At 69.8% G+C, this 25316-nt stretch carries 22 protein-coding genes; 20 read left to right on the forward strand and 2 right to left on the reverse strand.

Annotated elements, in window-relative coordinates; genetic code table 11:
* The first annotated feature begins 1 nt into the window (after position 1).
* Positions 2 to 1408 (forward strand): NAD(P)(+) transhydrogenase (Re/Si-specific) subunit beta, encoded by a 1407-nt coding sequence (locus QE401_RS21250; RefSeq protein ID WP_307140091.1) that lies wholly within the window; start codon positions 2 to 4, stop codon positions 1406 to 1408.
* Positions 1409 to 1490: 82 nt separating this feature from the next.
* Here QE401_RS21250 and QE401_RS21255 read toward each other — a convergent pair whose 3' ends face one another.
* Entirely contained in the window at positions 1491 to 2063 is a 573-nt protein-coding gene (locus tag QE401_RS21255) for a hypothetical protein (RefSeq protein WP_307140092.1), read from the reverse strand.
* 67 nt (positions 2064 to 2130) lie between these two features.
* Between QE401_RS21255 and QE401_RS21260 the strand changes: the two genes are divergently transcribed.
* The 7 genes from QE401_RS21260 to QE401_RS21290 all read left to right on the forward strand — a co-directional run bounded on the left by QE401_RS21260 (position 2131) and on the right by QE401_RS21290 (position 11481).
* The gene (locus tag QE401_RS21260) at positions 2131 to 2313 is read left to right on the forward strand and encodes a helix-turn-helix domain-containing protein (protein WP_307140283.1); all 183 of its coding nucleotides are present in this window, start codon (positions 2131 to 2133) and stop codon (positions 2311 to 2313) included.
* A 242-nt stretch (positions 2314 to 2555) separates the two neighbouring features.
* Positions 2556 to 4166 (forward strand): ABC transporter substrate-binding protein, encoded by a 1611-nt coding sequence (locus tag QE401_RS21265; protein ID WP_307140093.1) that lies wholly within the window; start codon positions 2556 to 2558, stop codon positions 4164 to 4166.
* 9 nt (positions 4167 to 4175) lie between these two features.
* On the forward strand, positions 4176 to 5153 hold the full coding sequence (locus QE401_RS21270) for an ABC transporter permease (protein ID WP_307140094.1): 978 nt from the start codon (positions 4176 to 4178) through the stop codon (positions 5151 to 5153).
* Between the two features lie 3 nt (positions 5154 to 5156).
* Positions 5157 to 5990 carry an ABC transporter permease gene (locus QE401_RS21275; protein WP_307140095.1) on the forward strand — a complete coding sequence of 278 codons (834 nt, stop codon included), beginning with the start codon at positions 5157 to 5159 and terminating at the stop codon, positions 5988 to 5990.
* Complete coding sequence (locus QE401_RS21280; RefSeq protein WP_307140096.1) at positions 5987 to 7627, forward strand: ABC transporter ATP-binding protein; 1641 nt, start codon at positions 5987 to 5989, stop codon at positions 7625 to 7627. The genes QE401_RS21275 and QE401_RS21280 overlap by 4 nt, the downstream gene beginning before the upstream one ends.
* A 144-nt stretch (positions 7628 to 7771) precedes the next feature.
* Positions 7772 to 9847, forward strand: a complete 2076-nt coding sequence (locus tag QE401_RS21285; protein WP_307140097.1) for a hydantoinase/oxoprolinase family protein — start codon at positions 7772 to 7774, stop codon at positions 9845 to 9847.
* Entirely contained in the window at positions 9847 to 11481 is a 1635-nt protein-coding gene (locus QE401_RS21290) for a hydantoinase B/oxoprolinase family protein (protein ID WP_307140098.1), read from the forward strand. Before QE401_RS21285 ends, QE401_RS21290 begins: the two co-directional genes overlap by 1 nt.
* A 123-nt stretch (positions 11482 to 11604) precedes the next feature.
* Here the strand turns inward: QE401_RS21290 and QE401_RS21295 are convergent, their stop codons facing one another.
* Positions 11605 to 12609: an SDR family oxidoreductase gene (locus QE401_RS21295; protein ID WP_307140099.1), complete on the reverse strand. Its 1005-nt coding sequence runs from the start codon at positions 12607 to 12609 to the stop codon at positions 11605 to 11607.
* Positions 12610 to 12966: 357 nt separating this feature from the next.
* Between QE401_RS21295 and QE401_RS21300 the strand changes: the two genes are divergently transcribed.
* The 12 genes from QE401_RS21300 to QE401_RS21355 are packed head-to-tail and all read left to right on the forward strand — an operon-like array spanning position 12967 to position 25188.
* A complete protein-coding gene (locus QE401_RS21300; protein WP_307140100.1) occupies positions 12967 to 14109 on the forward strand; it encodes a transporter substrate-binding domain-containing protein in 1143 nt (380 codons plus the stop codon).
* Entirely contained in the window at positions 14109 to 14753 is a 645-nt protein-coding gene (locus tag QE401_RS21305) for an ANTAR domain-containing response regulator (protein WP_307140101.1), read from the forward strand. The genes QE401_RS21300 and QE401_RS21305 overlap by 1 nt, the downstream gene beginning before the upstream one ends.
* On the forward strand, positions 14753 to 16003 hold the full coding sequence (locus QE401_RS21310; RefSeq protein ID WP_307140102.1) for an urea ABC transporter substrate-binding protein: 1251 nt from the start codon (positions 14753 to 14755) through the stop codon (positions 16001 to 16003). The genes QE401_RS21305 and QE401_RS21310 overlap by 1 nt, the downstream gene beginning before the upstream one ends.
* Before the next feature lie 4 nt (positions 16004 to 16007).
* Positions 16008 to 16874, forward strand: coding sequence for a branched-chain amino acid ABC transporter permease (locus tag QE401_RS21315; protein ID WP_307140103.1), 867 nt, complete (start codon positions 16008 to 16010; stop codon positions 16872 to 16874).
* Entirely contained in the window at positions 16871 to 17911 is a 1041-nt protein-coding gene (locus QE401_RS21320) for an ABC transporter permease subunit (protein WP_307140104.1), read from the forward strand. Before QE401_RS21315 ends, QE401_RS21320 begins: the two co-directional genes overlap by 4 nt.
* A complete protein-coding gene (locus QE401_RS21325) occupies positions 17908 to 18636 on the forward strand; it encodes an ATP-binding cassette domain-containing protein (protein ID WP_307140105.1) in 729 nt (242 codons plus the stop codon). Before QE401_RS21320 ends, QE401_RS21325 begins: the two co-directional genes overlap by 4 nt.
* Entirely contained in the window at positions 18633 to 19340 is a 708-nt protein-coding gene (locus QE401_RS21330; RefSeq protein WP_307140106.1) for an ABC transporter ATP-binding protein, read from the forward strand. The genes QE401_RS21325 and QE401_RS21330 overlap by 4 nt, the downstream gene beginning before the upstream one ends.
* A gap of 38 nt (positions 19341 to 19378) precedes the next feature.
* Positions 19379 to 20893, forward strand: a complete 1515-nt coding sequence (locus QE401_RS21335) for an amidase (RefSeq protein ID WP_307140107.1) — start codon at positions 19379 to 19381, stop codon at positions 20891 to 20893.
* Positions 20894 to 20895: 2 nt separating this feature from the next.
* A complete protein-coding gene (locus QE401_RS21340) occupies positions 20896 to 21198 on the forward strand; it encodes a putative quinol monooxygenase (RefSeq protein WP_307140108.1) in 303 nt (100 codons plus the stop codon).
* Complete coding sequence (locus QE401_RS21345) at positions 21195 to 22613, forward strand: amidase (RefSeq protein ID WP_307140109.1); 1419 nt, start codon at positions 21195 to 21197, stop codon at positions 22611 to 22613. Before QE401_RS21340 ends, QE401_RS21345 begins: the two co-directional genes overlap by 4 nt.
* A complete protein-coding gene (locus QE401_RS21350) occupies positions 22610 to 23560 on the forward strand; it encodes an acetamidase/formamidase family protein (RefSeq protein WP_307140110.1) in 951 nt (316 codons plus the stop codon). The genes QE401_RS21345 and QE401_RS21350 overlap by 4 nt, the downstream gene beginning before the upstream one ends.
* Positions 23557 to 25188: a GMC family oxidoreductase gene (locus QE401_RS21355; protein ID WP_307140111.1), complete on the forward strand. Its 1632-nt coding sequence runs from the start codon at positions 23557 to 23559 to the stop codon at positions 25186 to 25188. The genes QE401_RS21350 and QE401_RS21355 overlap by 4 nt, the downstream gene beginning before the upstream one ends.
* Positions 25189 to 25316: the final 128 nt, after the last annotated feature.

A 25316-nucleotide genomic window follows, 5' to 3' on the forward strand; every position in this document is an offset into this window, starting at 1 on the left:
GATGGCGCACACGCTCTCGACGCTCGCCTATCTCGCAGCCTCCGTCCTGTTCATCCTGGCGCTGCGCGGCCTGTCGCATCCGGAGACCAGCCGGCAGGGCAATCTCTTCGGCATGGTCGGCATGGCCATCGCCATCCTCGCCTCGCTGGCGCGGCCGGGCATGGACATTGGCGGCATCGCGCTGATCCTGGCGGGGCTCGCCCTCGGCGGCGGCATCGGCGCGGTGGTGGCGCAGCGCATCCAGATGACGGCGCTGCCGCAGCTGGTCGCCGCCTTCCACTCTCTGGTGGGTCTCGCCGCCGTCTTCGTCGCGGCGGCGGCCTTCTACAACCCCGAGGCCTTCGGCATCGGCCATCCCGGCGCGATCCACACCGGCAGCCTGGTGGAGATGTCGCTGGGGCTGGCCATCGGCGCCATCACCTTCAGCGGCTCGCTGATCGCCTTCGCTAAGCTGCAGGCGCTGATGGGCTCCGCGCCGATCACCTTCAAGGGCCAGCACTGGCTGAATCTGGGCCTGGCGCTGCTGCTGCTGGTGCTGGTCATCGCCTTCTGCGCCACCGGCTCGGGCGTGCTGTTCTGGCTGATCGCGCTGCTGGCGCTCGGCCTCGGTTTCCTGCTGATCATCCCGATCGGCGGCGCCGACATGCCGGTCGTCGTCTCGATGCTGAACTCCTATTCCGGCTGGGCGGCGGCGGGCATCGGCTTCACGCTGGGCAATCTGCTGCTGATCGTCACCGGCGCGCTGGTCGGCGCCTCGGGCGCGATCCTGTCCTACATCATGTGCAAGGGCATGAACCGCAGCATCATCAATGTGCTGCTGGGCGGTTTCGGCAGCGAGGCGGGGGGTACCTCCGCGGGCGGCGGCGGCGGGCCCGCGCGGCCGGTGAAGGCCGGCAGCCCGGAGGATGCCGCCTACATCATGAAGAACGCCGCCAAGATCATCATCGTGCCGGGCTACGGCATGGCGGTGGCGCAGGCGCAGCAGGTGGTGCGCGAGATGGCGGACCTGCTGAAGAAGGAAGGCGCCGAGATCTCCTACGCCATCCACCCCGTCGCGGGCCGCATGCCCGGCCATATGAACGTGCTGCTGGCCGAGGCGAATGTGCCCTATGACGAGGTGCATGAGCTGGAGGAGATCAACCCCGAATTCGCCGAGGCCGATGTGGCCTATGTGATCGGCGCCAATGACGTGACCAACCCGGCGGCCAAGACCGACAAGTCCAGCGCCATCTACGGCATGCCGATCCTGGATGTGGAGCGCGCCAAGACGGTGTTCTTCGTCAAGCGCGGCATGGCCAGCGGCTATGCCGGCGTCGAGAACGAGCTGTTCTTCCGCGACAACACCATGATGCTGTTCGGCGACGCCAAGAAGGTGACGCAGCAGATCGTCCAGGCCCTGCAGAAATAATTCTTTCGGGCTGCCGCCGTCCGGTGGGGCGGCGGGACGCTGCACTGAGGGGCCTTATCGCCTTCTCGGTGCAGCTTTCATGTCACGCGGCGGTTGAGGAGACCGGCGCGGGGAAATGAAACGGTTGCAAACTCTTTGTCGACCGCTCCCCCTGGCCTATAACCTTCTGGTCATGGCGGCCAAAACCAGTCTCACGCCCCTGCCGGGCGCCTGCGCGGCCTGCGCCGTGCGCCCCTTCGCCCTGTTCCGCGTCGTGCCGCAGGCGCGGGTGGGGGAGATCGCGCGCGTCCGCTCCGCCGTGCGCCTGGTGCGCTCGGGCGACGCCATCCGTGACACCGTCTTCACCCTCTATGCCGGCTGGGCCTTCTCCTGGACGACGACGCCGGATGGGCGCCGCCAGATCCTCGACTTCCACCTGCCCGGCGACCTGGTCGAGCGCAGCGAGGACGGGGCCGAGGTCTCGGCGCTGACCGATGCCAGCTTCTGCGTCCTCGCCAAGGACCGGCTCTGCGAGTTCATGGGCCGCGATCCGGGCCTGGCCATGTCCTATGCCGATGGGCTGGTGCGCGACCGCGCCCGGCTGCGGGAGCGTCTGACCAGCCTCGGCCGGCGCGATGCCATGGGCCGCGTCGCGCATCTGCTGCTGGAGCTGCACACCCGCCTGTCGCATCGCGGCGGCGCCGACCGCAGCGGCGCGCCGCTGCCGCTGAAGCAGGGCGCATCTGGCCGATGCGCTGGGCCTGTCGGTGGAGCATGCCAACCGGGCGCTCGCCGCTCTGCGCCGCGATGGCGTGGCGGCGCTGCAGAAAGGGCGGCTCGACATCCTCGACCGCGAGGCGATGGAGGAGCTGGCCGGCTGGTCCAGCGCCCCCGCCGCGCCCGTGCTGACCACGCTCAAGGCCTGAGGCGCCCCCGCCCCGCCTGTTTGTGTCAGGGGGCAGGGGGCGGCTTTTCCATGCCCACCGTATCCGCCATGCTGCGCGCGGCCCCTTGCGGGGCGGCTCAGCCTATGTTGCGCTGCATCATGCGTGGCGTGCAGGGCAGGAATGGCCCTCTTCCGGCCTCGCCGCGGTCAAACTACACGCCGCAGTGATTGACAGAATCTCACTTTCGCCGATTGTTGATTCGAACGACGGAGATAGGGACCATGGCCATCACACGCCGCCATCTGCTTCTGTCCGGTGTGGCGACCGGGCTTGCCGCCAGCCTGCCGGCCGGGCTGCCGCTGCCCGCCCTGGCCCAGGAGCCGCGCCGCGGCGGCGTGCTGACCGTGCATCTGGGGTCGGAGCAGCGCATCCTGAACCCGGCGCTCCGCGCCTCCACCGGCGTCTACGTCATCACCAGCAAGATCATCGAGCCGCTGGTCGATCTCGGCGAGGGCGGCAGGATCGTCCCCGTGCTGGCCACCTCCTGGGAAGCGGCGGAGGACGGCAAGACCGTCACCTTCAGGCTGCGCGAAGGCGTGCAATGGCATGACGGCAAGCCCTTCACCAGCGCCGATGTGCAGTATTCCGCGATGGAACAGTGGAAGAAGCATCTGAACTACGGCACCACGCTGCAGCTCTATCTCGACGCGGTCGAGACGCCGGACGCCCACACCGCCATCTTCCGCTATTCGCGCCCCATGCCGCTGAACCTGCTGCTGCGCGCGCTGTGCGATCTCGGCTATGTCGTGCCGAAGCATGTGTTCGAGGGCACCAATGTGCTGGAGAACCCGGCCAACACCGCCCCCATCGGCACCGGCCCGTTCAAATTCGTCGAGTACCAGCGCGGCCAGTATGTGATCGCCGAGCGCAACCCGAATTACTGGCGCCAGGGCTTCCCCTATCTCGACCGCGTGGTGTGGCGCTTCATCACCGACCGCTCGGCGGCGACGGCGGCGCTGGAGACCGGGGCGGTGCAGCTCTCGGCCTATAACGGCCTGCCGCTGGCCGATCTGGACCGGCTGCGCAAGGACAACCGCTTCGAGGTCTCGACCCGCGGCGTCGAGGGCAATGTCTTCAACAACACCCTCGAATTCAACACCCGCCGGCGCGAGCTGTCGGACAAGCGGGTGCGCCAGGCGATCGCCCACGCCATCGATGTCGATTTCTTCCTGGAGAACTTTCTTTACGGCCTGGGCAAGCGGGCCACCGGGCCGATCCCGTCCTCCTCGCAAGAATTCTTCCCCGGCAACCCGGTGCCCTACACCTATGACAAGGCGCGCGCCGAGCGGCTGCTGGACGAGGCCGGCTTCCGCCGCGGCGCCGGCGGCATCCGCTTCAGCCTGAAGATCGTGCCGATCATGAATGGCGAGGATGTGCCGCTGCTGGCCACCTTCGTGCAGCAATCGCTGCAGCAGGTCGGCATCCGGGTGGAGATCGTGCAGCTCGACATCGCCGGCGCGCTCTCCGCCGTCTATCGCGACTGGAATTTCGACCTGGCCACCGGCTGGCACCAGTATCGCGGCGATCCGGCGGTCTCCACCACCGTCTGGTACCGCTCCGGCAGCCCGAAGGGCTCGCCCTGGACCAACCAGTTCGGCTGGCAGTCGGACAAGGTCGACCAGCTGATCGACCAGGCCGCGACCGAGCTGGACGTCGCCAGGCGCAAGGCGCTCTATGCCGAATTCGTGCGCGAGGTGAATGAGGAGCTGCCCGTGTGGATGATGACGGAGCGGCCCTTCTATGCCGCGACCAGCAGGCGCGTGCAGAACCACCACAATGTGCCGCGCTGGGATTCCGGCGACTGGCACGACACCTGGCTGCAGCCGGGCTGAGGAGACGGGATGCGCATCCTCCTGCTTGCCCTGCGCCGGCTGGCCGCCAGCCTGCCGACGCTGTTCCTGATCCTGGTCGGGCTGTTCCTGCTGCTGCAGCTGGCGCCGGGCGACACGGTGGATGCGCTGATCGCGCAGATGGGCGGCGGCGACCCGGCGATGGCCGAGCAGCTGCGGCAATTCTACGGGCTGGACGCGCCGGTGGTGGTCCAGCTCGGCCGCTACCTGCTGCGGCTGGTGACCCTCGATCTCGGCTTCTCCGCCATCTATGGCAAGCCGGTGGCGGACGTCATCCTGGAGCGGCTGCCGGTCACCCTGCTGCTGATGGCCAGCGCGCTCAGCTTCGCCTTCGCCGCCGGCATGGCGCTCGGCGTGCTGGCGGCGCGGCGGGTCAATCGCTGGCCGGACACGCTGATCTCGACGCTGGGGCTGGTCTTCTATGCCACCCCCTCCTTCTGGTTCGGCATGATGGGCATCGTGGTCTTCGCGGTGCACCTGGCCTGGCTGCCCGCCGGCGGTTTCGAGGAGATCGGCAGCGGCAATACGGGCCTCGCCCGCGCCCTCGACATCGCCTGGCATCTGGTGCTGCCGGTGGCGACGCTGGCGCTGACCTACCTCGCCACCTATCTGCGCATCATGCGCGCCTCGATGCTGGAGGTGCTGACGCTGGATTTCGTCCGCACCGCCCGCGCCAAGGGCTTGGGCGAGACGGCGGTGGTGCTGCGCCACGTGCTGCGCAACGCGCTGCTGCCGGGGGTGACGCTGATGGGGCTGCAGGCCGGCACCATGCTGGGCGGCTCGGTGGTGGTGGAAAGCGTCTTCGCGCTGCCCGGCCTCGGGCGGCTGGCCTATGAATCGGTCGTGCAGCGCGACGTGAACACGCTGCTCGGCATCGTCTTCGTCTCGGCGCTGCTGGTCATCGCCATCAACTTCATCGTGGACATGCTCTATGCGAAGCTCGATCCGCGCATCCTGTCCGGGCGCTGAGGCATGATCGGCTTCCTGAAACGCTATGCGCGCAGCCCGGCCGCGGTGGTCGGGCTGCTGATCGTGCTGGCGGTGATCGGCATGGCCATCGCCGCCCCCTTCGTCTTCCCGCGCGACCCGCTCTCGCTGGCCGGGCGGCCGCTGCAATGGCCGCTGGACAATCCGCGCTTCTGGCTGGGCACCGACAATGCCGGGCGCGACATCGCGGCGCAGATCTTCCACGGCGCCCGCACCTCGCTGCTGATCGGGCTGGTGGCGACGGTGGTCGCCATCGGCATCGGCATCGTCATCGGCGCCATCGCCGGCTATTATGGCGGCTGGGTGGATGACGCGCTGATGCGCGTCACCGAGGCCTTCCAGACCCTGCCGAATTTCCTTCTGCTGCTGGTGCTGGTGGCGGTGTTCGGCTCGAACATCACCTTCGTCACCATCGCAATCGGCATCGTTTCCTGGCCGCCCTCGGCAAGGCTGACGCGGGCCGAGTTCCTGAGCTTGCGGAACCGCGAATTCGTCCAGGCCTGCCGGGTGCTCGGCATGCGCGACCGGCAGATCATCTTCCGCGAGATCCTGCCCAACGCCCTGCCGCCGGTCATCGTCTATGCCAGCGTCATCATGGCGGTTGCCATCCTGCTGGAAAGCGCCCTGGCCTTCCTCAACCTCTCCGACCCCAATGTGCCGAGCTGGGGCAATCTGATCGGCGCCGGCCGCGGCGTGCTGCGCGTGCAATGGTATGTCTCCGCCATTCCCGGCCTGGTCATCCTGCTCACCGTGCTCGGCGTGTCGCTGGTCGGGCAGGGTCTGAACGACGCGCTGAACCCAAGGCTGAAGGGACGATGAGCCTGCTCTCCATCGAAGGCCTGACCGTCGCCCTGCCGAAAGGCGCCGACCGTCCGCATGCGCTCGAGGATGTCTCGCTCCATCTCGACGCCAATGAGATCCTCTGCGTGGTGGGGGAGAGCGGATCCGGCAAGTCGCTCACCGCCGGGGCGGTGATGGGGCTGCTGCCGGAAGGCGTGCTGGCGACCCGCGGGCGCATCCTGTTCGAAGGGCGCGACCTGCTGGAACTGCCGCCTGCCGAGATGCGCAAGCTGCGCGGTGCCCGGATCGGCATGGTGTTCCAGGAGCCGATGACGGCGCTGAACCCGCTGCGCAGCATCGGCAGCCAGATCGCCGAGATGTTCCGCATCCACACGCGCCTCTCCCGCGCCGACATCGAGAAGCGTGTGCTGGCGCTGCTTGAGGATGTGCGCATCCCCGACCCGGCGGCGGCGGCGCGCGCCTATCCGCATGAGCTGTCGGGCGGCCAGCGCCAGCGCGCCATGATCGCCATGGCGCTCGCCCTGGAGCCGAAGCTGCTGATCTGCGACGAGCCGACCACCGCGCTCGACGTCACCACCCAGGCGCAGATCCTGCACCTGATCCGCGACATGCAGCGCCGCACCGGCACCGCCGTGCTGTTCATCACCCATGATTTCGGCGTGGTGGCCGATATCGCCGACCGGGTGGCGGTGATGCGCCAGGGGCTGCTGGTGGAGCAGGGGCCGGCGGAGGAGGTGCTGAACCGCCCGCAGCACCCCTATACCCGCGCCCTCGTCGCCGCCGTGCCGCCGCTGCTGCCACCCCCCGCCGCCGCCGCGCCGGCCGAGCCGGCGGCGCCGGTGCTGGAGGTGCGCGACCTCTCCAAGACCTATCGCAAGGGCGGGCTGCTGAAGCGCAGCCGCCGCGTCACCCATGCGGTGAAGCAGGTCTCTTTCAGTTTGCCGCGTGGGTCGACGCTGGGGATCGTGGGCGAGAGCGGCTCGGGCAAGTCGACGCTGGCGCGCTGCATCGTGCGCCTGCTCGACCCCGAGCAGGGAGAGATCCGCGTCGAGGGGCAGGACCGCATGGCGCTGTCGCGCGAGGCGCTGCGGCGCGACGCGCGGCGCGTGCAGATGGTGTTCCAGGACCCCTTCGCCAGCCTCAACCCGCGCCGCCGCGTGGGCGAGCTGGTGGCGCAGGGCCCGATCATCCACGGCACGCCGAAGGCCGAGGCCTTCGCCCGGGCGCGCGAGCTGTTCGGCCTGGTCGGGCTGGATCCCGCGGCGCTGGACCGCTTCCCGCATGAATTCTCCGGCGGGCAGCGCCAGCGCATCGGCCTGGCCCGCGCCCTGGCGATGCGGCCGGAGCTGCTGGTGGCGGATGAACCGGTCTCGGCGCTCGATGTCTCGGTGCAGGCGCAGGTGCTGAAGCTGCTGGCGCGGCTGCGCGAGCAGCTCGGCCTGTCCATGCTGTTCATCACCCATGATCTGCGCGTCGCCGCGCAGCTCTGCGATCGCATCGCGGTGATGCGCCAGGGCGAGGTGGTGGAGGAAGGCCCGACCGCCGAGGTCTTCGCCAATCCGCGCCACGACTACACGCGCGCGCTGATGGCGGCGGTGCCGGGGCAGGGCTGGACACCCCCCGTCGCCTTCGGCAGCGAGGAAGTGACCGTCTGAGCCGCTGCCCGCGCCGGCGCCAATTGCGCGCCGGCCGGGCAGCGCGCCGCGCCGCGCAGGCGCATTGAAGGGGCGGGCCCCCTTTTCAGCGGCATCGAAGCGATGAACACTCCCACCCCTCACGGACCGGGAGAGTTCGACCTGATGGCATCCGCACGTCTGGCCTCCGATATCGGCGGCACCTTCACCGATCTGGCCCTGGAGCGCGGCGGGGAGCGCTGGACCGCCAAGGTCCTCACCACGCCGCACGCCCCCGAGCTCGGCGTGCTGGAGGGCATCCGCGTTGTCCTGGCCAAGGCGGGGCTGCAGCCTTCGGACATCGCGCTGTTCATCCATGGCACCACCCTCGCCACCAATGCGGTGATCGAGCGCAAGGGCGCGAAGACAGCGCTGCTGACCACCGAGGGCTTCCGCGACGTGCTCGCCCTCGGCAATGAGTCACGCTACGACCAGTACGATCTCAACATCGAGCTGCCGCAGCCTCTGGTGCCGCGCCGCTGGCGCCTGGCGGTGCCGGAGCGGCTGGACAATGAGGGCAAGGTGCTGCTGCCGCTGGACGAGGCGGCGCTGCGCAAGCAGATCGCCTTCATGAAGTCCGAGGGCATCGAGAGCGTCGCCATCGGCTTCCTGCACGCCTTCGTCAACCCGGTGCATGAGCAGCGCGCCGCCGCGATCCTGGCCGAGGAATGGCCGGAGGTGCCGGTCTCGCTCTCCTCCGAGGTCTCGCCCGAGATGCGGGAATGGGAGCGTTTCTCCACCACCGTCGCCAATGCCTATGTGCAGCCGCTGATGGCGAGCTATCTGCAACGGCTGCGCGAGGGCGTGCGCGAGGCGGGCTTCGCCTGCCCGCTCTTCCTGATGCTGTCGGGTGGCGGGCTGACCACGCTGGAGACGGCGGCACGCTTCCCGATCCGCCTGGTGGAGAGCGGCCCCGCCGGTGGCGCCATCTTCTCCGCCCATGTCGCGCGGCAGCGCGGCTGGCGGAAGGTGCTGTCCTTCGACATGGGCGGCACCACCGCCAAGGTCTGCCTGATCGACGATTTCGCGCCGCAGGCCAGCCGCACCTTCGAGGTCGCGCGGGTCGGCCGCTTCAAGAAGGGTTCCGGCCTGCCGCTGCGCATCCCCGTCATCGAGATGGTGGAGATCGGCGCCGGCGGCGGGTCGCTGGCGCAGGTGGACAGCCTGGGCCGCATCCAGGTGGGGCCTGAGAGCGCCGGCGCCGATCCGGGACCGGCCTGCTATGGCCGCGGCGGCACGCGTCCGGCGGTGACGGATGCGAATCTGGCGCTCGGCCGCTACGAGCCCTCGCTGTTTGCCGGCGGCCAGTTCCCGCTGCAGACCGAGCCCGCCAAGGCGGCGCTGGCCGAGCATGTCGGCCGCAAGCTGGATCTCGCGCCGGAGATGGCGGCGCTCGGCGTGGTCGAGATGGTCGATGAGAACATGGCCAATGCCGCGCGTGTCCACGCGATCGAAAGCGGCAAGGGTTATGAGGGCCGCGCCATCATCGCCTTCGGCGGCGGCGGGCCGGTGCATGGCTATCGCGTGGCGGAGAAGATCGGCGTGTCGCGCATGCTGGTGCCCTCGGGCGCCGGTGTCGGCAGCGCCATCGGCTTCCTGCGCGCGCCGGTCGGCTATGAGGTGGTGAAGTCGCTCTACCAGCGCTTCCGCAGCTTCGACGTGGCGGCGGTGAACGGGTTGCTCAACGCCATGTCGGCCGAGGCGCGCAGCGTGGTGGAGCAGGGCAGCTTCGGCGCCGAGCTTTCCGAGACCCGCATTGCCTATATGCGCTATGTCGGCCAGGGGCATGAGATCGCGGTGGCGCTGCCCGCGCGCGACCTGGCCGAGGCCGATATCGCCGCCATCCGCGCCGATTACGACGCCGAATATTCGCGCTTCTACGACCGCCCCGTGCCGGGCAGCGATGTCGAGATCCTGTCCTTCGCCGTGACGGTGGCGACGCTGCTGCCGGAGGTGGCGCCGGCCGAGGCCGTCGCCGACAGCGCCGCGCCGGCGCCGGTGCGCCAGCAGGCGGTGCGCGACACCAGCAGCGGCGAAGTGGCCGAGTGGTCGGTCTATGAGCGCGAGCAGCTCGCCCCCGGCGTTACCCTCGCCGGCCCCTGCATCGTGGCGGAGGCGGAGACCAGCACGCTGGTCGGCCCCGGCTGGACCTGCCGCATGGATGCGCTCGGATATCTGGAACTGACGAAGGAGGCCGCGTGATGGACGCCCAACCGATGAACGCCCTCGAAAAGATCCAGCGCCAGATCCAGTGGAACCGCTTGATCGCGGTGGTGGAGGAGCAGGCGCAGACCATGATCCGCACCGCCTTCAGCACCACGGTGCGCGAGGCGGGTGATCTCTCCGCCGGCATCTTCGACCTGAAGGGCCGCATGCTGGCCCAGGCCGTCACCGGCACGCCGGGCCATGTGAATTCCATGATGGAATCGGTGGGCCACTTCCTGGCGAAATTCCCGGCCGGGACGATGAAGCCGGGTGACCACTACATCACCAACGATCCCTGGCTCGGCACCGGGCATCTGCACGACCTCACCGTCGTCTCGCCCGCTTTCCGCAATGGCAAGATCGTGGGTCTCTTTGCCAACACCGCGCATGTCATTGATGTCGGCGGGCTCGGCATGGGCCCCGAGGGGCGCAGCGTGTTCGAGGAGGGGATGTACATCCCCATCGTCAAATGCTTCGACCAGGGCAAGGCTAACGAGACCTTCTTCGACTTCATCCGCGCCGGAAGCCGCACGCCGGTGGAGCTGGAGGGCGATGTCTATTCGCTCTGCGCCTGCAACGATGCCGGCATCAAGCGGCTGGTCGAGATGCTGGACGAGTTCGGCATGGACAGCATCGATCCGCTGGCCGAATACATCTTCGACAGCTCGCTGGCCGCGACGCTCGCCGAGATCGCCAAGCTGCCGCGCGGCACCTACCACGCCAGCATCAGCAGCGATGGCTATGAGGCGCCGGTGACGCTGAAGGCGGCGATGACGCTGCATGACGACCATATCAGCGTCGACTTCACCGGCACGTCCGGCCTGTCGGGGCGTGGCATCAATGTGCCCGCCGCCTATTGCCGCGCCTATTCCTGCTTCGGCATCAAATGCGTCGTGGCGCCGGAGATCCCGAACAACTGGGCCAGCCTCGCGCCCTTCCGCATGGAGATCCCGGAGGGCTGCATCCTCAACGCGCCGCGGCCCTTCCCGGTCAGCGTGCGGCATGTGGTGGGGCAGCTGCTGCCGGATCTGATGATGGGCTGCCTGCACCAGGCGGTGCCGGACCGCGTCACCGCCGAAGGTTCCTCCTGCCTGTGGAACCCGCCGCTGCGCGGCGGCGCCCAGGTCTCCGGCGGCGCGGCCGAGCTGCCGGATTTCGAGGTCATCACCTTCAACTCCGGCGGCACCGGCGCGCGCCCGGGCAAGGACGGGTTGGACGGCACCGCCTTCCCCTCCGGCGTGCGCACCATGCCGGTGGAGGCGACGGAGAATGTCGCGCCGGTGATCTTCTGGAAGAAGGAGCTGCGCCCGGATTCCGCCGGCGCCGGCCGCACCCGCGGCGGCTTCGGCCAGATCATGGAAATCGGCACCAAGGGCGAGGCGGAGTTCGCGGTGAACGCCATCTTCGACCGCGTGGCCAACGCCCCGCGCGGCCGCGATGGTGGTGGCGATGGCGCGGCCGGCTGGGTCGGGCTGGATGATGGCTCGCTGCTGCGCACCAAGGGCTACCAGGTGGTGCCCAAGGGGCGCCGCCTGCTGCTGAAGCTGCCGGGCGGTGGTGGCATGGGCAATCCGGCGGAGCGCGATCCGGCGCTGGTGGCGCGGGACAAGGCCGACGGGCTGGTTAGTTAAGGCCTTCTTTTTCTGAAGAAAAAGAAGCAGAAAGACTTCTTCCGGTTTGGCGTCCCGCCTCAGGCCTGAGGCGGGACGCCAACAGACAAAGGTTTTTTGGTTCTTTTTTCCAAAAAAGAACTCTTACCTTCTGCTTTGCATCGCCAGGAAGGCCAGCGCCGCCACGCCCAGCCCGATGCTGGCCAGAGGGTTCCTGTTCAGCGACATCTGCAGGCTGTGGCGCAGGCTTTCGCCGCTGAACGGCCCCTGCACCGGCGCCGCCTTGCCGCTGGGCTGGAACAGCGTCTCGTCGCGCTGCGCCGCCACGCGCGGATCATGGCTGACCTGCTGGCTGGCGCCGAAATGGCCGAGCAGCCAGTCCAGCGCCCCCGGCATCAGCGCATTGGCCGCGGCGAACATCACCGGCTGCGCGGTGACGCGCACCGAGCGGCGCCCGCTGCTGACGGCGAGATGGATGGCCTCCGCCACGATCTCCGGCGCATAGACCGGCGGCGGCGGGCGCGGCACGCCGCCTTCCGGCAGATGCGCGGAAGCGTGGCTGAAGAAGGGCGTGTTGGTGGAGGGCGGATGCACGATGCCGAGCTGCACGCGGCTGCGCGCCTCGATCAGCTCGGCCCGCACCGCTTCGGTGAAGCCGGCGACGGCGTACTTCGCCGCCGAATAGGCGGATTGCAGCGGCACCGCGCGCATGGCGACGGCGGAGCCGATATTGACGATGCGCCCCTCATCGCGCGGCAGCATGCGGCGCAGCGCGCTGCGCGTGCCATTCACCACGCCGAGATAGGTGACACGCGTCACCCGCTCGTAATCCGCCTCGGGCAGGTCCATGAAGCGGCCATAGGCGCTGACGCCGGCGCAATTCACCCAGGCGGCGATGGGGCCCAGCTCCTGCTCGGTGCGGTCGGCGGCCTTGTCCAGCGCCTCGGCCTCCGACACATCGGCCTCGGCGATGCAGGCGCGGCCACCGGCTTGGCGGATGGCGGCTTCGGTGGCCTCCAGCCCGGCGCGGCCGCGTGCCACCAGGCCGACATCCCAGCCCTTGCGGGCGAAAAGCTCGGCGGTGCAGCGTCCGATGCCGGAGGAGGCGCCGGTGATGAGGAGGACAGGGCGGCGCGGCGCGTCGGACATGGGACGTCTCCGGAAAGTGAGGCAGCGCCCGGCCTGGGCATCCTGCCTTCCACCTACCGCCCAGGGAGCCGCCGGTTCCCGCGGACACCGGCGCATCTGCCGCGAAGGCGCCGGTCCTGTGGTCCAGGTGTTGTCACAATTGCAGGTTCAAACGCCCCATCTTTGAGCTGTATGAGCGAATTTCGCGCAAAAAACTTCTGTTGACTCCCCGAACGGCCCCTGACAGGCTGATTTTTAGGCGATAGAGCAGCGTTGCTCATCTCATAACGCCATCCTCGGCTTGCACCTTGCCCGGCAACGGCGCCGCAGCCCGGACCCCGCAGATCGCGGCGGCCCCGGGAGAGGATGGGGTTTCGCATGCGCGCAACACGACACCGCATCGGCCTGCTGTTCTCCACCGCCGGCGCCTATGGCGCCGCCTCGGCGGAGATGCTGAAGGGCGCGCAACTCGGCATCGACCACGTCAATGCCGGCGGTGGCGCGGTGCGGCTGCAGGCGGTGGTGGGCGACCCGCAGGGGCAGCTGGCGCGCTACACCGCGCTCGGCGCCGCGCTGCTGGATGATGGCGTGCGCCACATCGTCGGCTGCTACACCTCGCAGAGCCGCAAGGAGGTCATCCCGCTGATCGAGAAGCGGGATGCGCTGCTCTGGTACACCGCACATTACGAGGGCTTCGAGGCCTCGCCCAATGTCGTCTACACCGGCGCCTCGCCGAACCAGCACGCCATCCCGCTGATCGATTTCGCCATGCGGCATTTCGCGCTGCGCGCCTGCTGCGTCGGCTCCAACTATGTCTGGGCCTGGGAGAGCAACCGCGTGCTGCGCGAGGCGCTGCTGCCGCGCGGCGGGCGCATCCTCTCCGAGCGCTACGTGCCGCTGGGCGACCCGGATTTCGCGCAGATCGTGGCGGAGATCCTGCGCCTGCGCCCGGCCTTCGTCTTCAGCACGCTGGTGGGCGAATCCATCCCGCATTTCCTGCGCGCCCTGCGCCGCGCCTGCCGCGAGGCGGGTATCGACCAGGCGCGCGAGATGCCGGTGCTCAGCTGCAACCTGCCGGAACTGGCCATCGCCGCCGCCGGGCCGGAATATGGCGACGGGCATATCAGCTCGAATGTCTATTTCTCCACGGTGGACAGCGCCGCCAGCCGCGCCTTCGTCGCCGAATACCGCCGCCGCTTCACCGAGAACCCGACCGCCGATGCGGAGGCCGCCTATCTCACCATCCATCTCATCGCCCAGGCGCTGGCGGCGGCGGGCAGCGACGCGGTGGAGGCGGTGCGCGAGGCGGTGAAGCACCAGCGCCTGCAGGCGCCGCAGGGCGAGGTGTGGATCGACCCCGACACGCTGCATGCGGCACTGACGCCGCGCATCGGCCGCTCCCGCGCCGATGGCACTTACGAGATCCTCTGGCAGGCGCCGCGCCCGGTGGCGCCGGACCCCTATCTGGTCCGCCTGCCAGCCACCCATGCCCTGCCGCGCGCGCGACTGAAGGTGGTGTGATGGCCGAACCCGCCCTGCTGCAGAATTTCCGGGGCCTGCGGGCCCTGCTGCTGAGCCCGGCGCCGGAACCGGGCGAGGCGACGCGCATGCTGGAGCCCTCGCTGCAGCGCCTGGGCGTGGAGCTGACGCGCTGCGCCGAGGCCGCCGCCCTGCCGCCGGCGCAGCCGCAGCGCGACCTGCTGATCCTGGATGGCGATGACGATTTGGCCACGCTGCTGGCGCCGCTGCCGGCTTCCTGGCTGGCCTCCCTGCCCATCCTCGGCCTGGTGGGGGTGGAGGCGCCGGGGCGGCTGCGCGGGCTGATGCAGGCCGGCGCCACGGCCTTCCTGCGCAAGCCGGTGCATGGCGCCAGCGTCTATGCCGCGCTGTTCATGGGCATCAACGCGCATCGCGCGCGGCAGCACAGCGCCGCGCTGCTGGCGGCGCATGAGCGCCGCCGGCGCGGCCGCCCGGCGCTGATCCGCGCGACTTTGCGCGTGATGCAGCTGCACGGGCTGGATGACGACGCCGCCTATGACCTTCTGCGCCGCGCCGCGATGCGCGCGCGCATGAGCATCGAGGAATACAGCGAGGCCTGGCTGGCCCGGCAGGCGCCGGCCGCCACCGCCCCGCAAGCCCCCAACACGACGCAGAGGATCGCATGATGCAGAACGGGATTGTCTCGCGCCGCTTCTTGCTGCAGGGCGGCCTGGCCCTGGCCGGCGGCACGCTCGCCGCGCCCCTGGTGGCGCGCCACGCGCTGGGCGCCGAGCCCATCAAGGTCGGCAGCCTGCTCGACCTCTCGGGCCCGATCGGCGCTTCGGGCCAGGCGATGTTCGACACCATCCGCCTGGCGGTGGAGGAGGTGAATGCCGGTGGTGGCCTGCTCGGCCGGCCGGTGGAGCTGGTGAATTACGACACCCAGTCGACCATCCAGCTCTATTCGCAGTATGCGCAGCAGCTGGCGCTGCGCGACAAGGTGGCGGTGGTGCATGGCGGCATCACCTCCGCCTCGCGCGAGGCGATCCGCCCGGTCTTCAACCGCTACCGCATGCTGTATTTCTACAACGTGCTGTATGAGGGCGGCGTCTGCGACCGCGACACCTTCGTCACCGGCACCACGCCGGCGCAGACGGTGAACAAGCTGGTGCCCTATGCGATGGAGAGCTGGGGCAAGAAGGCCTATATCCTCGCCGCCGACTACAATTACGGCCAGATCACCGCCAAGTGGATGAACAAGTATGTCCGCGATGGTGGCGGCACGGTGGAGGCGATCGAGTTCTTCCCGCTGGACGTCACGGAATTCTCGGCCACCATCAGCAAGATCCAGCGCGCCGCGCCGTCCATGGTGCTCTCGGCGCTGGTGGGCGCCAACCACACCGCCTTCTACCGCCAATGGGCGGCCTCGGGCATGAAGTCGCGCATCCCTATCGCCTCCACCACCTTCGGCCTGGTCAATGAGGTGGCCAGCCTCGACCCGGCGGAGAGCAATGGCATCGTCACCAGCTATGGTTACTACCAGGAGATCGACACGCCGGCGAGCAGCGGCTTCGTGGGCAAGCTGCGCGCCAAATACGGCGCCAACATGCCCTATACCAGCGAGCTGGCGGCGGCGAATTATGAGGGCTTCATGCTGTGGGCGGAGGCGGTGCGCAAGGCCGGCTCGCTCGACCGCGTCAAGGTGACGGAGGCGCTGGAGACCGGCATCGCCTATGACGGCCCCTCCGGCAAGGTGACGATGGACCGCCAGACGCACCACGCCGTGCGCAACGCCTATCTCGCCGAGGCGCGTGACAAGAGCTGGAAGGTGCTGCAATCCTATCCCGACCAGCCGCCGGCCGACACCGCCGCGGTCTGCGACCTGGTCGCCAATCCGCGCATGAGCCGGCAATTCGTCATCGAAGTGTCGAACTGACGCCATGGCACTGACCGGTCTCCTCTCCTTCAACATCCTGAACAGCATCGCGCTGCTGCTGCTGCTGAGCCTCGGGCTCGGCGTCATCTACGGGATGATGAAGGTGATCAACCTGGCGCATGGCGAGTTCGTCATGCTCGGCGCCTACACCACGGTGGTGGCGGCGGATGCGGGGATGAACATCTGGCTGGCCATGCTGGTGGCCGCGCCGCTGGTCTGCGGCCTGGTCGGGCTGGTGGTGGAACGCGGGTTGATCCGCTTCCTCTATGGCCGCATGATCGACACCATGCTGGCCACCTGGGGTCTCAGCCTGGCGATGATCGGCCTGGTGACGACGATCTTCGGCAACACCGTGCGCGGCGTCTCCAACCCGCTCGGCGGCTTCACCATCGGGCCCTACCAGACCAGCCTCTACGGCATCTTCGTCATCCTGCTGGCGGTCGCGGTGTGCGCGCTGCTCTGGGCGGCGCTGAAGCGGCTGCGCTTCGGGCTGGTGGTGCGCGCCACCATGCAGAACCCGGACATGGCGGCCGCCCTCGGCGTCTCGCCGCCGCGCATCTACATGGCGACCTTCGCCATCGGTGCGGCGCTGGCGGGGCTCGCCGGCGGGGTGCTGGCGCCGATCTCCGGCGTCTCCCCCGGCATGGGCGCGGCTTTCATCGCCAAGGCCTTCATCACCGTGCTCGGCGGTGGCCCGGCCATCATCACCGGCACCGGCCTCGCTTCCGCCCTGTTCGGCAGCGTCAGCGAGCTGGCCAGCTTCCAGACCACGCCGGTCTTCGGCCAGGTGGCGCTGCTGCTGGTCGCCATCGTGATGATCCGCCTGCTGCCGCAGGGCATCACCGGCCGTTTCCTGAGGAGGAGCGTATGACCGCGAACTCCGGCCTGCTCAGCTTCGTCGCCATGCTGGGCATGGGGCTTGCCCTGCTCATCGGCGCGCCGATGGTGTTCGACCTCTTCGCCCTGCTGCAGGTCACCGTCTTCGTCGCCATGGCGGTGCTGGCGCTCAGCCAGGGCTTCATCTGGGGCTATGGCGGCATCATGTCCTTCGGCCAGTCCGCCTTTTTCGGCCTCGGCGGCTACACCTATGCGGTGATGGCCATGAACATCCCGGAGACCGGCTGGGCGGTGGCGGGCGCCATCCTGCTGCCGGCGCTGTTCGCCGCGGCGCTCGGCTACTTCATGTTCTATGGCCGCATCAGCGACGCCTATGTCGGCGTCATCACGCTGACGGTCACCATCATTCTGTTCAGCGTCATCAACTCCACGGCGGGCGATGCCTACACCATCGGCAATGCGCCGCTCGGCGGGTTCAACGGCATGCCGGCGGTGCCGCCGCTGACCATGCCCGGCAATCCGGACATGCCGCTCGAGCCCGAGCAGCTCTGGTATGCCAGCATGGGCTGCCTGGTGCTGGTCTATGTGCTGCTGCGCGCCGTCCTGGCCAGCCGCTTCGGCCGCGTCGTCGTCGCCATCCGCGAGAACGAGACACGCGCCCAGCTGCTCGGCTACGACACGCGGCTCTACAAGCTGCTGGTCTTCGCCATCGGCGGCGGCATCGCCGGCGCCGCCGGCTGCCTCTTCACCAATTGGGGCGGCTTCATCAGCCCGACGGTCTTCTCGCTGGCGACCTCCGCGCAGGTGCTGATCTATGTGCTGGTGGGCGGGCTCGGCACGCTGCTGGGGCCGATCCTCGGCGCCTTCGCCATCCAGTACCTGATCACCGCCCTCGGCGCGCAGCAGGCGATCAACGCCAATCTGGTGCTCGGCATCATCCTCGTGGTCTTTGTGCTGCTGGTGCCGCAGGGCGTGGTGCCGGTGCTGCGCGACGGGCTGAAGCGCCTGTTCCGCCGCGCGCGGCCGGCCGAGGCGGCGCCGGCGCCGCTGGGCGCGGAGGCCAAGCCATGAGCGACGGCCTCACCCCGCTGATCCAGGCGCGCGGCGCCACCATGCGCTTCGGCGGCGTCACCGCCGTGAACAATGTCGATTTCACCCTGGGCGAGATGGAGCTGCGCTGCCTGATCGGCCCCAATGGCGCGGGCAAGAGCACCTTCTTCAAGATGCTGACCGGCCAGCTGACGCCCAGCAGCGGCACGGTGAAGTTCCGCGGCCGCGACATCACCGGCGCCGCGCCGCATGCCATCGCCCGCCTCGGCATCGGCATCAAGACGCAGGTGCCGAATGTCTTCAACGGCCTCACCGTGGCGGAGAATGTCGCCATCGCCGCGTCGCGTGGTAAATCGGCGCAGCAGGCGCGGCGCATCGTGGCGGAGACGCTGGAGCGTGCGCGGCTGACCGGCATCGCGCACCGCCTGGTCGGCCAGCTCGCCCATGGCCAGCGGCAATGGGTGGAGATCGCGACCGTGCTGGCGCAGGAGCCCGAGCTGGTGCTGCTGGACGAGCCCGCCGCCGGCATGACGCATGAGGAGGTGCTGCGCACGGCCGAGCTGATCCGCGAGATCAATCGCAGCCAGGCGCTGATCGTCGTCGAACACGACATGCAGTTCATCCGCATGATCGCCCGCAAGGTCACCGTCTTCAACCAGGGCGCCATCCTGGTGGAGGACGAGGTGGAGGCCGTGCTGGCGAACCAGGCGGTGCGCGATGTCTATCTCGGAAAGCAGGCGGCATGATGTTGCAGGTGCAGGGCCTCCGCGCCGGCTATGGGCGCATCCCGATCCTGGCCGGGGCCAGCTTCTCGGTGGGGCAGGGCGAATTCGTCGGCATCCTCGGCCATAACGGCATGGGCAAGACGACTCTGCTGAAGGCGCTGATGGGCTATCTGCCCGCCACCGCCGGCAGCGTCGTGCTGGAGGGGCGCGACATCACCCGCGCCAGCCCCACCGCCCGCGCCCGGCTCGGCCTCGGCTATGTGCCCCAGGGGCGGCAGATCTTCGGCGCGCTGACGGTGCGGGAGAATCTCCGCATGGGCTGCCTGCTCTCCGACAAGCCGGAGGAGCAGGTGATCGAGGAGGTGCTGGCGCTGTTCCCGCGCCTGGTGCGGCTGCTCGACCGCGCCGGCGGCGCGCTGTCGGGCGGCGAGCAGCAATTGCTGGCGCTGGCCCGCTGCCTCTGCGGCGATCCGCGGCTGATGCTGCTGGACGAGCCGACCGAGGGCATCCAGCCCTCGATCAACGAGGAAATCGTCGAGACGCTGCTCGCCCTGCGGCGGAGCCGCGACATCACCATCCTGCTGGTCGAGCAGAAGCTCGATTTCATCGCCGCGCTGTCGCAGCGCATCCTGATCATCCAGAAGGGCGCCATCACGCGGGAGACCACGCCGGAAGCGGTGCAGGATCCCGCCCTGATCGCGGAGTTCGTCGGCATGGCTGCCTGAGGCGCCACGACCCTTCCCAAGAAAAGACGGAGAGAAGCATGAGTGTCGCGAAGCCGAGTCTCGCGCAGCTGGAGGATATCGCCCTCGATCTGGGCTTCGACCTGGAGCCGGAGCGGCTGGCGGAGTTCCAGGCGCTGATGGAGGGTGCCGTCGCTGCCTACAACATCGTCGACGCGCTGCCCGACGAGAAGCCGGCGGTAACCTATCCGCGCATCCCGGGCTACCAGCCGCCGGCGGAGGAGAATCCGCTGAACGCCTGGTATGTGCGCACCGAGGTGAAAGGCGCAGCGGAAGGAAAACTCGCCGGCAAGCGGGTGGCGCTGAAGGACAATGTCTGCCTGGCCGGCGTGCCGATGATGAACGGCGCCGCCACGCTGCAGGGCTATGTGCCGGATCTGGATGCCACCATCGTCACCAGGCTGCTCGATGCGGGCGCCACCATCCTCGGCAAGGCGCATTGCGAGAGTTTCTGTCTGTCGGGCGGCAGCCACACCTCGGCGCTGGGGCCGGTGCACAATCCGCACAGGCATGGCTATTCCGCCGGCGGCTCCTCCTCCGGCTCGGCGGCGCTGGTGGCAGTGGGGGAGGTGGAGCTGGCGATCGGCGGCGACCAGGGCGGCTCGATCCGCATCCCCGCCTCCTTCTGCGGCATCTATGGCATGAAGCCGAGCTGGGGGCTGGTGCCCTATACCGGCATCATGCCGATCGAGGCGACCATCGACCACACCGGGCCGATGACGGCAAATGTCGCCGACAATGCGCTGATGCTGGAGGTGCTGGCCGGCCCCGACGGGCTCGACCCGCGGCAATCCGGCGTGCCGGCCGCGCCCTACACCGAGGCGCTGGGCCGTGGCGTGCAGGGCATGCGCATCGGCCTGGTGAAGGAGGGTTTCGGCTGGCCCGCCTCGCAGCCGGAGGTCGATGCCAAGCTGCGCGACGCCGCCGAGCGTTTCGCGAAGCTCGGCGCGGTGGTCGAGGATGTCAGCATCCCGATGCACCGTATCGGCAAGGAGATCTGGGCGCCGATCGGCAATGAGGGGCTGCAGGCGCAGATGATGCGCGGCAATGGCATGGGCTTCAACTGGAAGGGGCTCTACACGGTCGGGCTGGTGGATGCGCATGCGCCGTGGCGGGAGCGCGCCAACGACCTCTCCGACACGCTGAAGCTGTCCATGTTCATCGGCGAGTATTTTTCCCGCCATTATCGCGGGCGCTACTACGCCAAGGCGCAGAACATCGCCCGCCGCCTGACCGCCGCCTATGACGCGGCGCTGGCGCGCTACGATCTGCTGCTGATGCCGACCCTGCCGATGGTGGCGACGCCGCTGCCGCCCGCGGATGCGCCGCTGGCGCTGATCGCGCAGCGCGCCTTCGAGATGCTGCCCAACACCTGCCCGACCGATGTCACCGGCCATCCGGCGATGAGCCTGCCCTGCGGCCTGGTCGACGGGCTGCCGGTGGGCGCCATGCTGATCGGCCCCCGCTGGGGCGAGAGCGCCATCTACGCCGCCGCCGCCGCCTTCGAGGCGGATGGCGATTGGCGGAGCTTCTAGCCGTGATCAGCATCACCGCCATCCTGCGCGCGCGGGAGGGGGAGGGGGAAAGGCTGGCCGCCGCCCTCGGCGCCGTCGCCGCGCATGTGCGCGAGAAGGAGCCCGGCACGCTGGGCTTCTACATCGCGCGCGACCTCCAGGACCCCGCGCGCTTCACCACCTATGAGCGCTTCGCCGATGTCGCGGCGATGGAGTCGCATAATGGCTCCGACGCCGTGGCGCGCTTCTTCGCCGAGGCGGGACCGCTGATCGACGGCCCCGTCACCCTGCTGCATTGCCAGGAATGGGAGGCTGTCCAGAAATGACCGCTCTGCACGAGATGGAGTTGCTGGAACTGACCGCGAAGATCCGCGCCCGCGAGATCTCGCCGGTGGAGGCGACGCGCGCGCAGCTCGACCGCATCCGCGCGCTGGACGGGGCGCTGCATTCCTACGCGCTGGTGCTGGAGGCGCCGGCGATGGACGCCGCCCGCCAGGCGGAGGCGGAGATCGCCCGCGGCGAATGGCGCGGGCCCCTGCATGGCGCGCCGATCGCGGTGAAGGATCTCTGCTGGACGGAGGGTGTGCCCACCGCCGCCGGCACCACCATCCATCGCGATTTCCGCCCCGCCGAGGATGCCACCGTGGTGGCGCGGCTGCGCGCGGCGGGGGCGATCATCCTGGGCAAGCTGCAGATGACGGAGGGGGCGTATTCCGCCCATCACCCCAGCATCCCGGCGCCGCTGAACCCCTGGGGACCGGCGCATTGGACCGGCGCCTCCTCCTCCGGCTCCGGCGCGGCGACCGCCGCGGGGCTGTGTTATGGCGCGCTGGGTTCGGACACCGGCGGCTCCATCCGCTTCCCCTGCGCCGCCAATGGGCTGACCGGCATGAAGGGCAGCTGGGGCCGGGTCAGCCGGCATGGCGTGTTCGATCTCGGCGCCAGCCTCGACCATATCGGGCCGATGACGCGCAGCGCGGCGGATGCCGCCGCCATGCTCGGCGCCATCGCCGGCGAGGATGCCAAGGACCCGACCGCCGCCTCCCTGCCGGTGCCCGACTACCTGGCCGGCATCGGCGAGGGCATTGCGGGTCTGCGCATCGGCCTCGACCCCGCCTGGAACGCCGAAGGCTGCGATGCCGACACGCTGGCCGTGGTCGAAGCCGCGGCGAACACCCTGGCAGCCCTCGGCGCCCAACTGACAGAAGTACGGTTTCCGGATCCGTCGCAGGTGATCCGCGACTGGTTCCCGCTCTGCGCGGTGGAGGTGGCGGCGGCGCATGCGGCGACCTGGCCGGCGCGGCGCGATGAATACGGCCCCATCCTCTCGGCGCTGATCGAGCAGGGGCATGGTGTCTCGGCGCTCGACCTGCATGCCATCGACATGCGGCGCCGCGGCTTCACCGCCCGGGTCAATGCGCTGTTCGCCGATATCGACCTGCTGCTGGTGCCGGTGCAGGCCTTCGCCGCGCCGACCCTGGCGCGCATGGGCGATCTCGGTGCCGACGAGGCGCTGATGAAGGGGCTGCTGCAATACACCTGCCCCTTCGACATGACCGGCCATCCGGCGCTGACCCTGCCCGGCGGTGTCACCGCCCAGGGCGGCATGCCGGTCGGCTTCCAGCTGATCGGCCCGCACTGGTCGGAGGCGATGCTGTTCCGCGCCGGCCATGCCTACCAGTCGGTGACCGGCTGGCACCGCCGCCACCCGGCGATGGACGCGCTGGCGGTGCCGGCATGAGCCGCCACCACACCATCCCCGCCACGCCGGAGAGCATGGTCTGGGGCTATTTCGAGGCCGGCCAGAAGCCGGTGCTGGAGGTGGAGAGCGGCGACATCGTCACCCTCTCCTCCTGGCCGGCGGGGGGGATGGAGGCGATGCCCGCCGACATCCCGCTGCTGCCCGAGCATCGCGCGGCGCTGGAGGGGCTGCCGCGGCTCGGCGCGCATTTCATCACCGGCCCCGTGCAGGTGCGCGGCGCGCGGCCGGGCGATGTGCTGCAGGTCGACATTCTCTCGCATGAATTTCCCACCGATTGGGGCTTCGTCTCCATCCTGCCGCTGCTCGGCGCCCTGCCGGAGGAATTCACCGAGTATGAGACGGTGCATCCGCGGCTGGACCGCGAAACGGGGGAATGGGTGCTGCCCTGGGGCGGCCGGCTGAAGGCCGAGCCCTTCTTCGGCATCCTCGCCACCACCCCGCCGCCGGAATGGGGAAGGCAGCCCTCGCCGCCGCCGCGCGCCTTCGGCGGCAATATGGACAACAAGGCGCTGAAGCCCGGCACCACCCTCTACCTCCCGGTCTTCGTCGAGGGCGCCGGTTTCTGCGCCGGCGACGGCCATGGCGTGCAGGGCGATGGCGAGGTCTGCATCACTGCGGTGGAGACCGCGCTGACCGGCAGTTTCCGCCTCACCCTCCGGCGCGATTTCGCGCTGCGCGGCCCCTTCGCCGAGGATGCGGAGAATCTGATCTCCATCGGCCTGGACGAGGATCTCGACGACGCCGCCAAATCCGCGGTGCGGCAGATGGTGGAGCAGATCGTGGCGCGCACCGGCCTCAGCCGCAACCACGCCTATATGCTCTGCTCGCTGGCGGGCGATCTGCGGGTGACGCAGATCGTCGACGGGGTGAAGGGCTGCCACATGGTGCTGCCGAAGCGCGCCCTGCCGCCGGGCTCGGCCGCATGAGCATGGCGCTGTTCGACCGCATCATCATCGGCGCCGGCTCCGCCGGCTGCGTGCTGGCCAACCGGCTGAGCGCCGACCCCGCCTGCCGCGTGCTGCTGCTGGAGGCCGGGCGGGAGCCGCCGCTGGCCTCCCGCATCCCCTCCGACTGGAGCACGATGTTCAACACGCGGGTCGATTGGGGCTACCACACCGAGCCGCAGCCAGGCTGCCGCGGCCGGCGCATCTTCTGGCCGCGCGGCCGGATGCTGGGCGGCTCCGGCTCGCTGAACGCCATGATCTACATTCGCGGCGTCGCCTCGGATTACGAGGGCTGGGCGGCGCTGGGCTGCCCGGAATGGGGCTGGGCGCAGGTGCTGCCCGCCTTCCTGGCCAGCGAGCACAATGCGGACCTCCCCGCCGGCCCCTACCACGGAAAGGGCGGCCCCCTGCATGTGGGGCAGGCGCCCTATCGCGACCCGCTGGAAGAGTCCTGGCTGGTGGCCGCCCTCGCCGCCGGCCTGCCGCGCAACCCGGATTTCAACGGGCCGGAGCAGGAGGGGGTGGGCTTCTTCCAGCTCACCCTGCGCCATGGGGAGCGGCATGGCACCGCGGCCGCCTATCTGCGCCCGGCGCTCACCCGGCCGAACCTGGCGCTGGAGAGCGGTGTCACCGTGACACGGCTGCTGCTGGAGGGCAGCCGGGTGCGCGGCGTCGAATATCTGCGGCAGGGCCAGCCCTGCCGGGTGATGGCGGAGGAGGCGGTGGTGCTGGCCGCCGGCGCCATCGGCTCGCCGCATCTGCTGATGCTCTCCGGCATCGGCCCGGCCGATGCGCTGCGCGAAGCCGGCGTCACCCCGCGCCACGACCTGCCAGGCGTCGGGCAGAATCTGCAGGACCACATCAACATCCCGATCTGCTTCCACATGGAGGAACGGCGCGGCATCGGCGCCATGGACGAGGCGGAGCGTGAGGCCAGCCTGGCGCGATGGCAGGCGACGCGGGACGGGCCGCGCAGCTCCCCCTGGGTGGCGGCGGGCGGCTTCGCCCGCACCCGGCCCGGTCTGGTGGCGCCCGATATCCAGCTCTACGGCGCCGCCAGCGCGCATCAGGATTACGGGCGGCACCTTTCCACCCGGCCCGGCATGACGCTGCACGCCACGCTGCAGCGGCCGAACAGCCGCGGCGAGATCCGCCTGCGCTCGGCCGACCCGCTGGAGGCGCCGGCGATCGACCCGCGCTATTTCAGCAGCGACCCCTCGGGCGAGGATCTGGCCACGCTCGCCGCGGGCATCGCGCTGAACCGCCGCATCGCCGCGAGCGCGCCGCTGGCCGGCCTGCTGACGCGCGAGGCCGGGCCGAGCGCCGATTGCCGCGACGCGGCCGAGCTGCGGGAGTTCATCCGCGGCCATTGCACCACCCTCTACCACCCGGCCGGCACCTGCCGCATGGGGCGCGACGCAAGGGCGGTGGTGGAGCCCGACACGATGCGGCTGCGCGGGCTGGAGGGGCTTTATGTCGCCGATGCCTCGGTCTTCCCGATGATGGTCTCCGGCAACACCAATGCGCCGACCATCATGGTGGCGGAGCGCGCGGCGGCGATGCTGGCCGGCCGCCAGGGCGCGGCGCGGGAGGCGGCGCTGCCCGGCTGACAGGGCGTGGTTTGACGCGCCCGGGGCCGCGGTCTAGGCAGGAAGCCGGGCGAAGGGGCGGCGCCCGGCGCCTGCGCGCGCGGTCCATCGGGCCGGGGCGGGCAGGGCGCGTCGCCGCCCGGCGCCCG

Source organism: Pseudoroseomonas cervicalis, assembly GCF_030818485.1.
In the GTDB taxonomy this organism is placed as follows: Bacteria; Pseudomonadota; Alphaproteobacteria; order Acetobacterales; family Acetobacteraceae; genus Pseudoroseomonas; species Pseudoroseomonas cervicalis_A.

Bases quoted from the DNA above. Each gene is read 5' to 3' on its own strand.
- QE401_RS21280 (WP_307140096.1), top strand. From the start codon at position 5,987: ATGAGCCTGCTCTCCATCGAAGGCCTGACCGTCGCCCTGCCGAAAGGC.
- QE401_RS21310 (WP_307140102.1), top strand. From the start codon at position 14,753: ATGCAGAACGGGATTGTCTCGCGCCGCTTCTTGCTGCAGGGCGGCCTG.
- QE401_RS21295 (WP_307140099.1), bottom strand. From the start codon at position 12,609: ATGTCCGACGCGCCGCGCCGCCCTGTCCTCCTCATCACCGGCGCCTCC.
- QE401_RS21285 (WP_307140097.1), top strand. From the start codon at position 7,772: ATGGCATCCGCACGTCTGGCCTCCGATATCGGCGGCACCTTCACCGAT.
- QE401_RS21335 (WP_307140107.1), top strand. From the start codon at position 19,379: ATGAGTGTCGCGAAGCCGAGTCTCGCGCAGCTGGAGGATATCGCCCTC.
- QE401_RS21300 (WP_307140100.1), top strand. From the start codon at position 12,967: ATGCGCGCAACACGACACCGCATCGGCCTGCTGTTCTCCACCGCCGGC.
- QE401_RS21330 (WP_307140106.1), top strand. From the start codon at position 18,633: ATGATGTTGCAGGTGCAGGGCCTCCGCGCCGGCTATGGGCGCATCCCG.
- QE401_RS21265 (WP_307140093.1), top strand. From the start codon at position 2,556: ATGGCCATCACACGCCGCCATCTGCTTCTGTCCGGTGTGGCGACCGGG.
- QE401_RS21275 (WP_307140095.1), top strand. From the start codon at position 5,157: ATGATCGGCTTCCTGAAACGCTATGCGCGCAGCCCGGCCGCGGTGGTC.
- QE401_RS21270 (WP_307140094.1), top strand. From the start codon at position 4,176: ATGCGCATCCTCCTGCTTGCCCTGCGCCGGCTGGCCGCCAGCCTGCCG.
- QE401_RS21305 (WP_307140101.1), top strand. From the start codon at position 14,109: ATGGCCGAACCCGCCCTGCTGCAGAATTTCCGGGGCCTGCGGGCCCTG.
- QE401_RS21350 (WP_307140110.1), top strand. From the start codon at position 22,610: ATGAGCCGCCACCACACCATCCCCGCCACGCCGGAGAGCATGGTCTGG.
- QE401_RS21250 (WP_307140091.1), top strand. From the start codon at position 2: ATGGCGCACACGCTCTCGACGCTCGCCTATCTCGCAGCCTCCGTCCTG.
- QE401_RS21320 (WP_307140104.1), top strand. From the start codon at position 16,871: ATGACCGCGAACTCCGGCCTGCTCAGCTTCGTCGCCATGCTGGGCATG.
- QE401_RS21290 (WP_307140098.1), top strand. From the start codon at position 9,847: ATGGACGCCCAACCGATGAACGCCCTCGAAAAGATCCAGCGCCAGATC.
- QE401_RS21315 (WP_307140103.1), top strand. From the start codon at position 16,008: ATGGCACTGACCGGTCTCCTCTCCTTCAACATCCTGAACAGCATCGCG.
- QE401_RS21345 (WP_307140109.1), top strand. From the start codon at position 21,195: ATGACCGCTCTGCACGAGATGGAGTTGCTGGAACTGACCGCGAAGATC.
- QE401_RS21325 (WP_307140105.1), top strand. From the start codon at position 17,908: ATGAGCGACGGCCTCACCCCGCTGATCCAGGCGCGCGGCGCCACCATG.
- QE401_RS21355 (WP_307140111.1), top strand. From the start codon at position 23,557: ATGAGCATGGCGCTGTTCGACCGCATCATCATCGGCGCCGGCTCCGCC.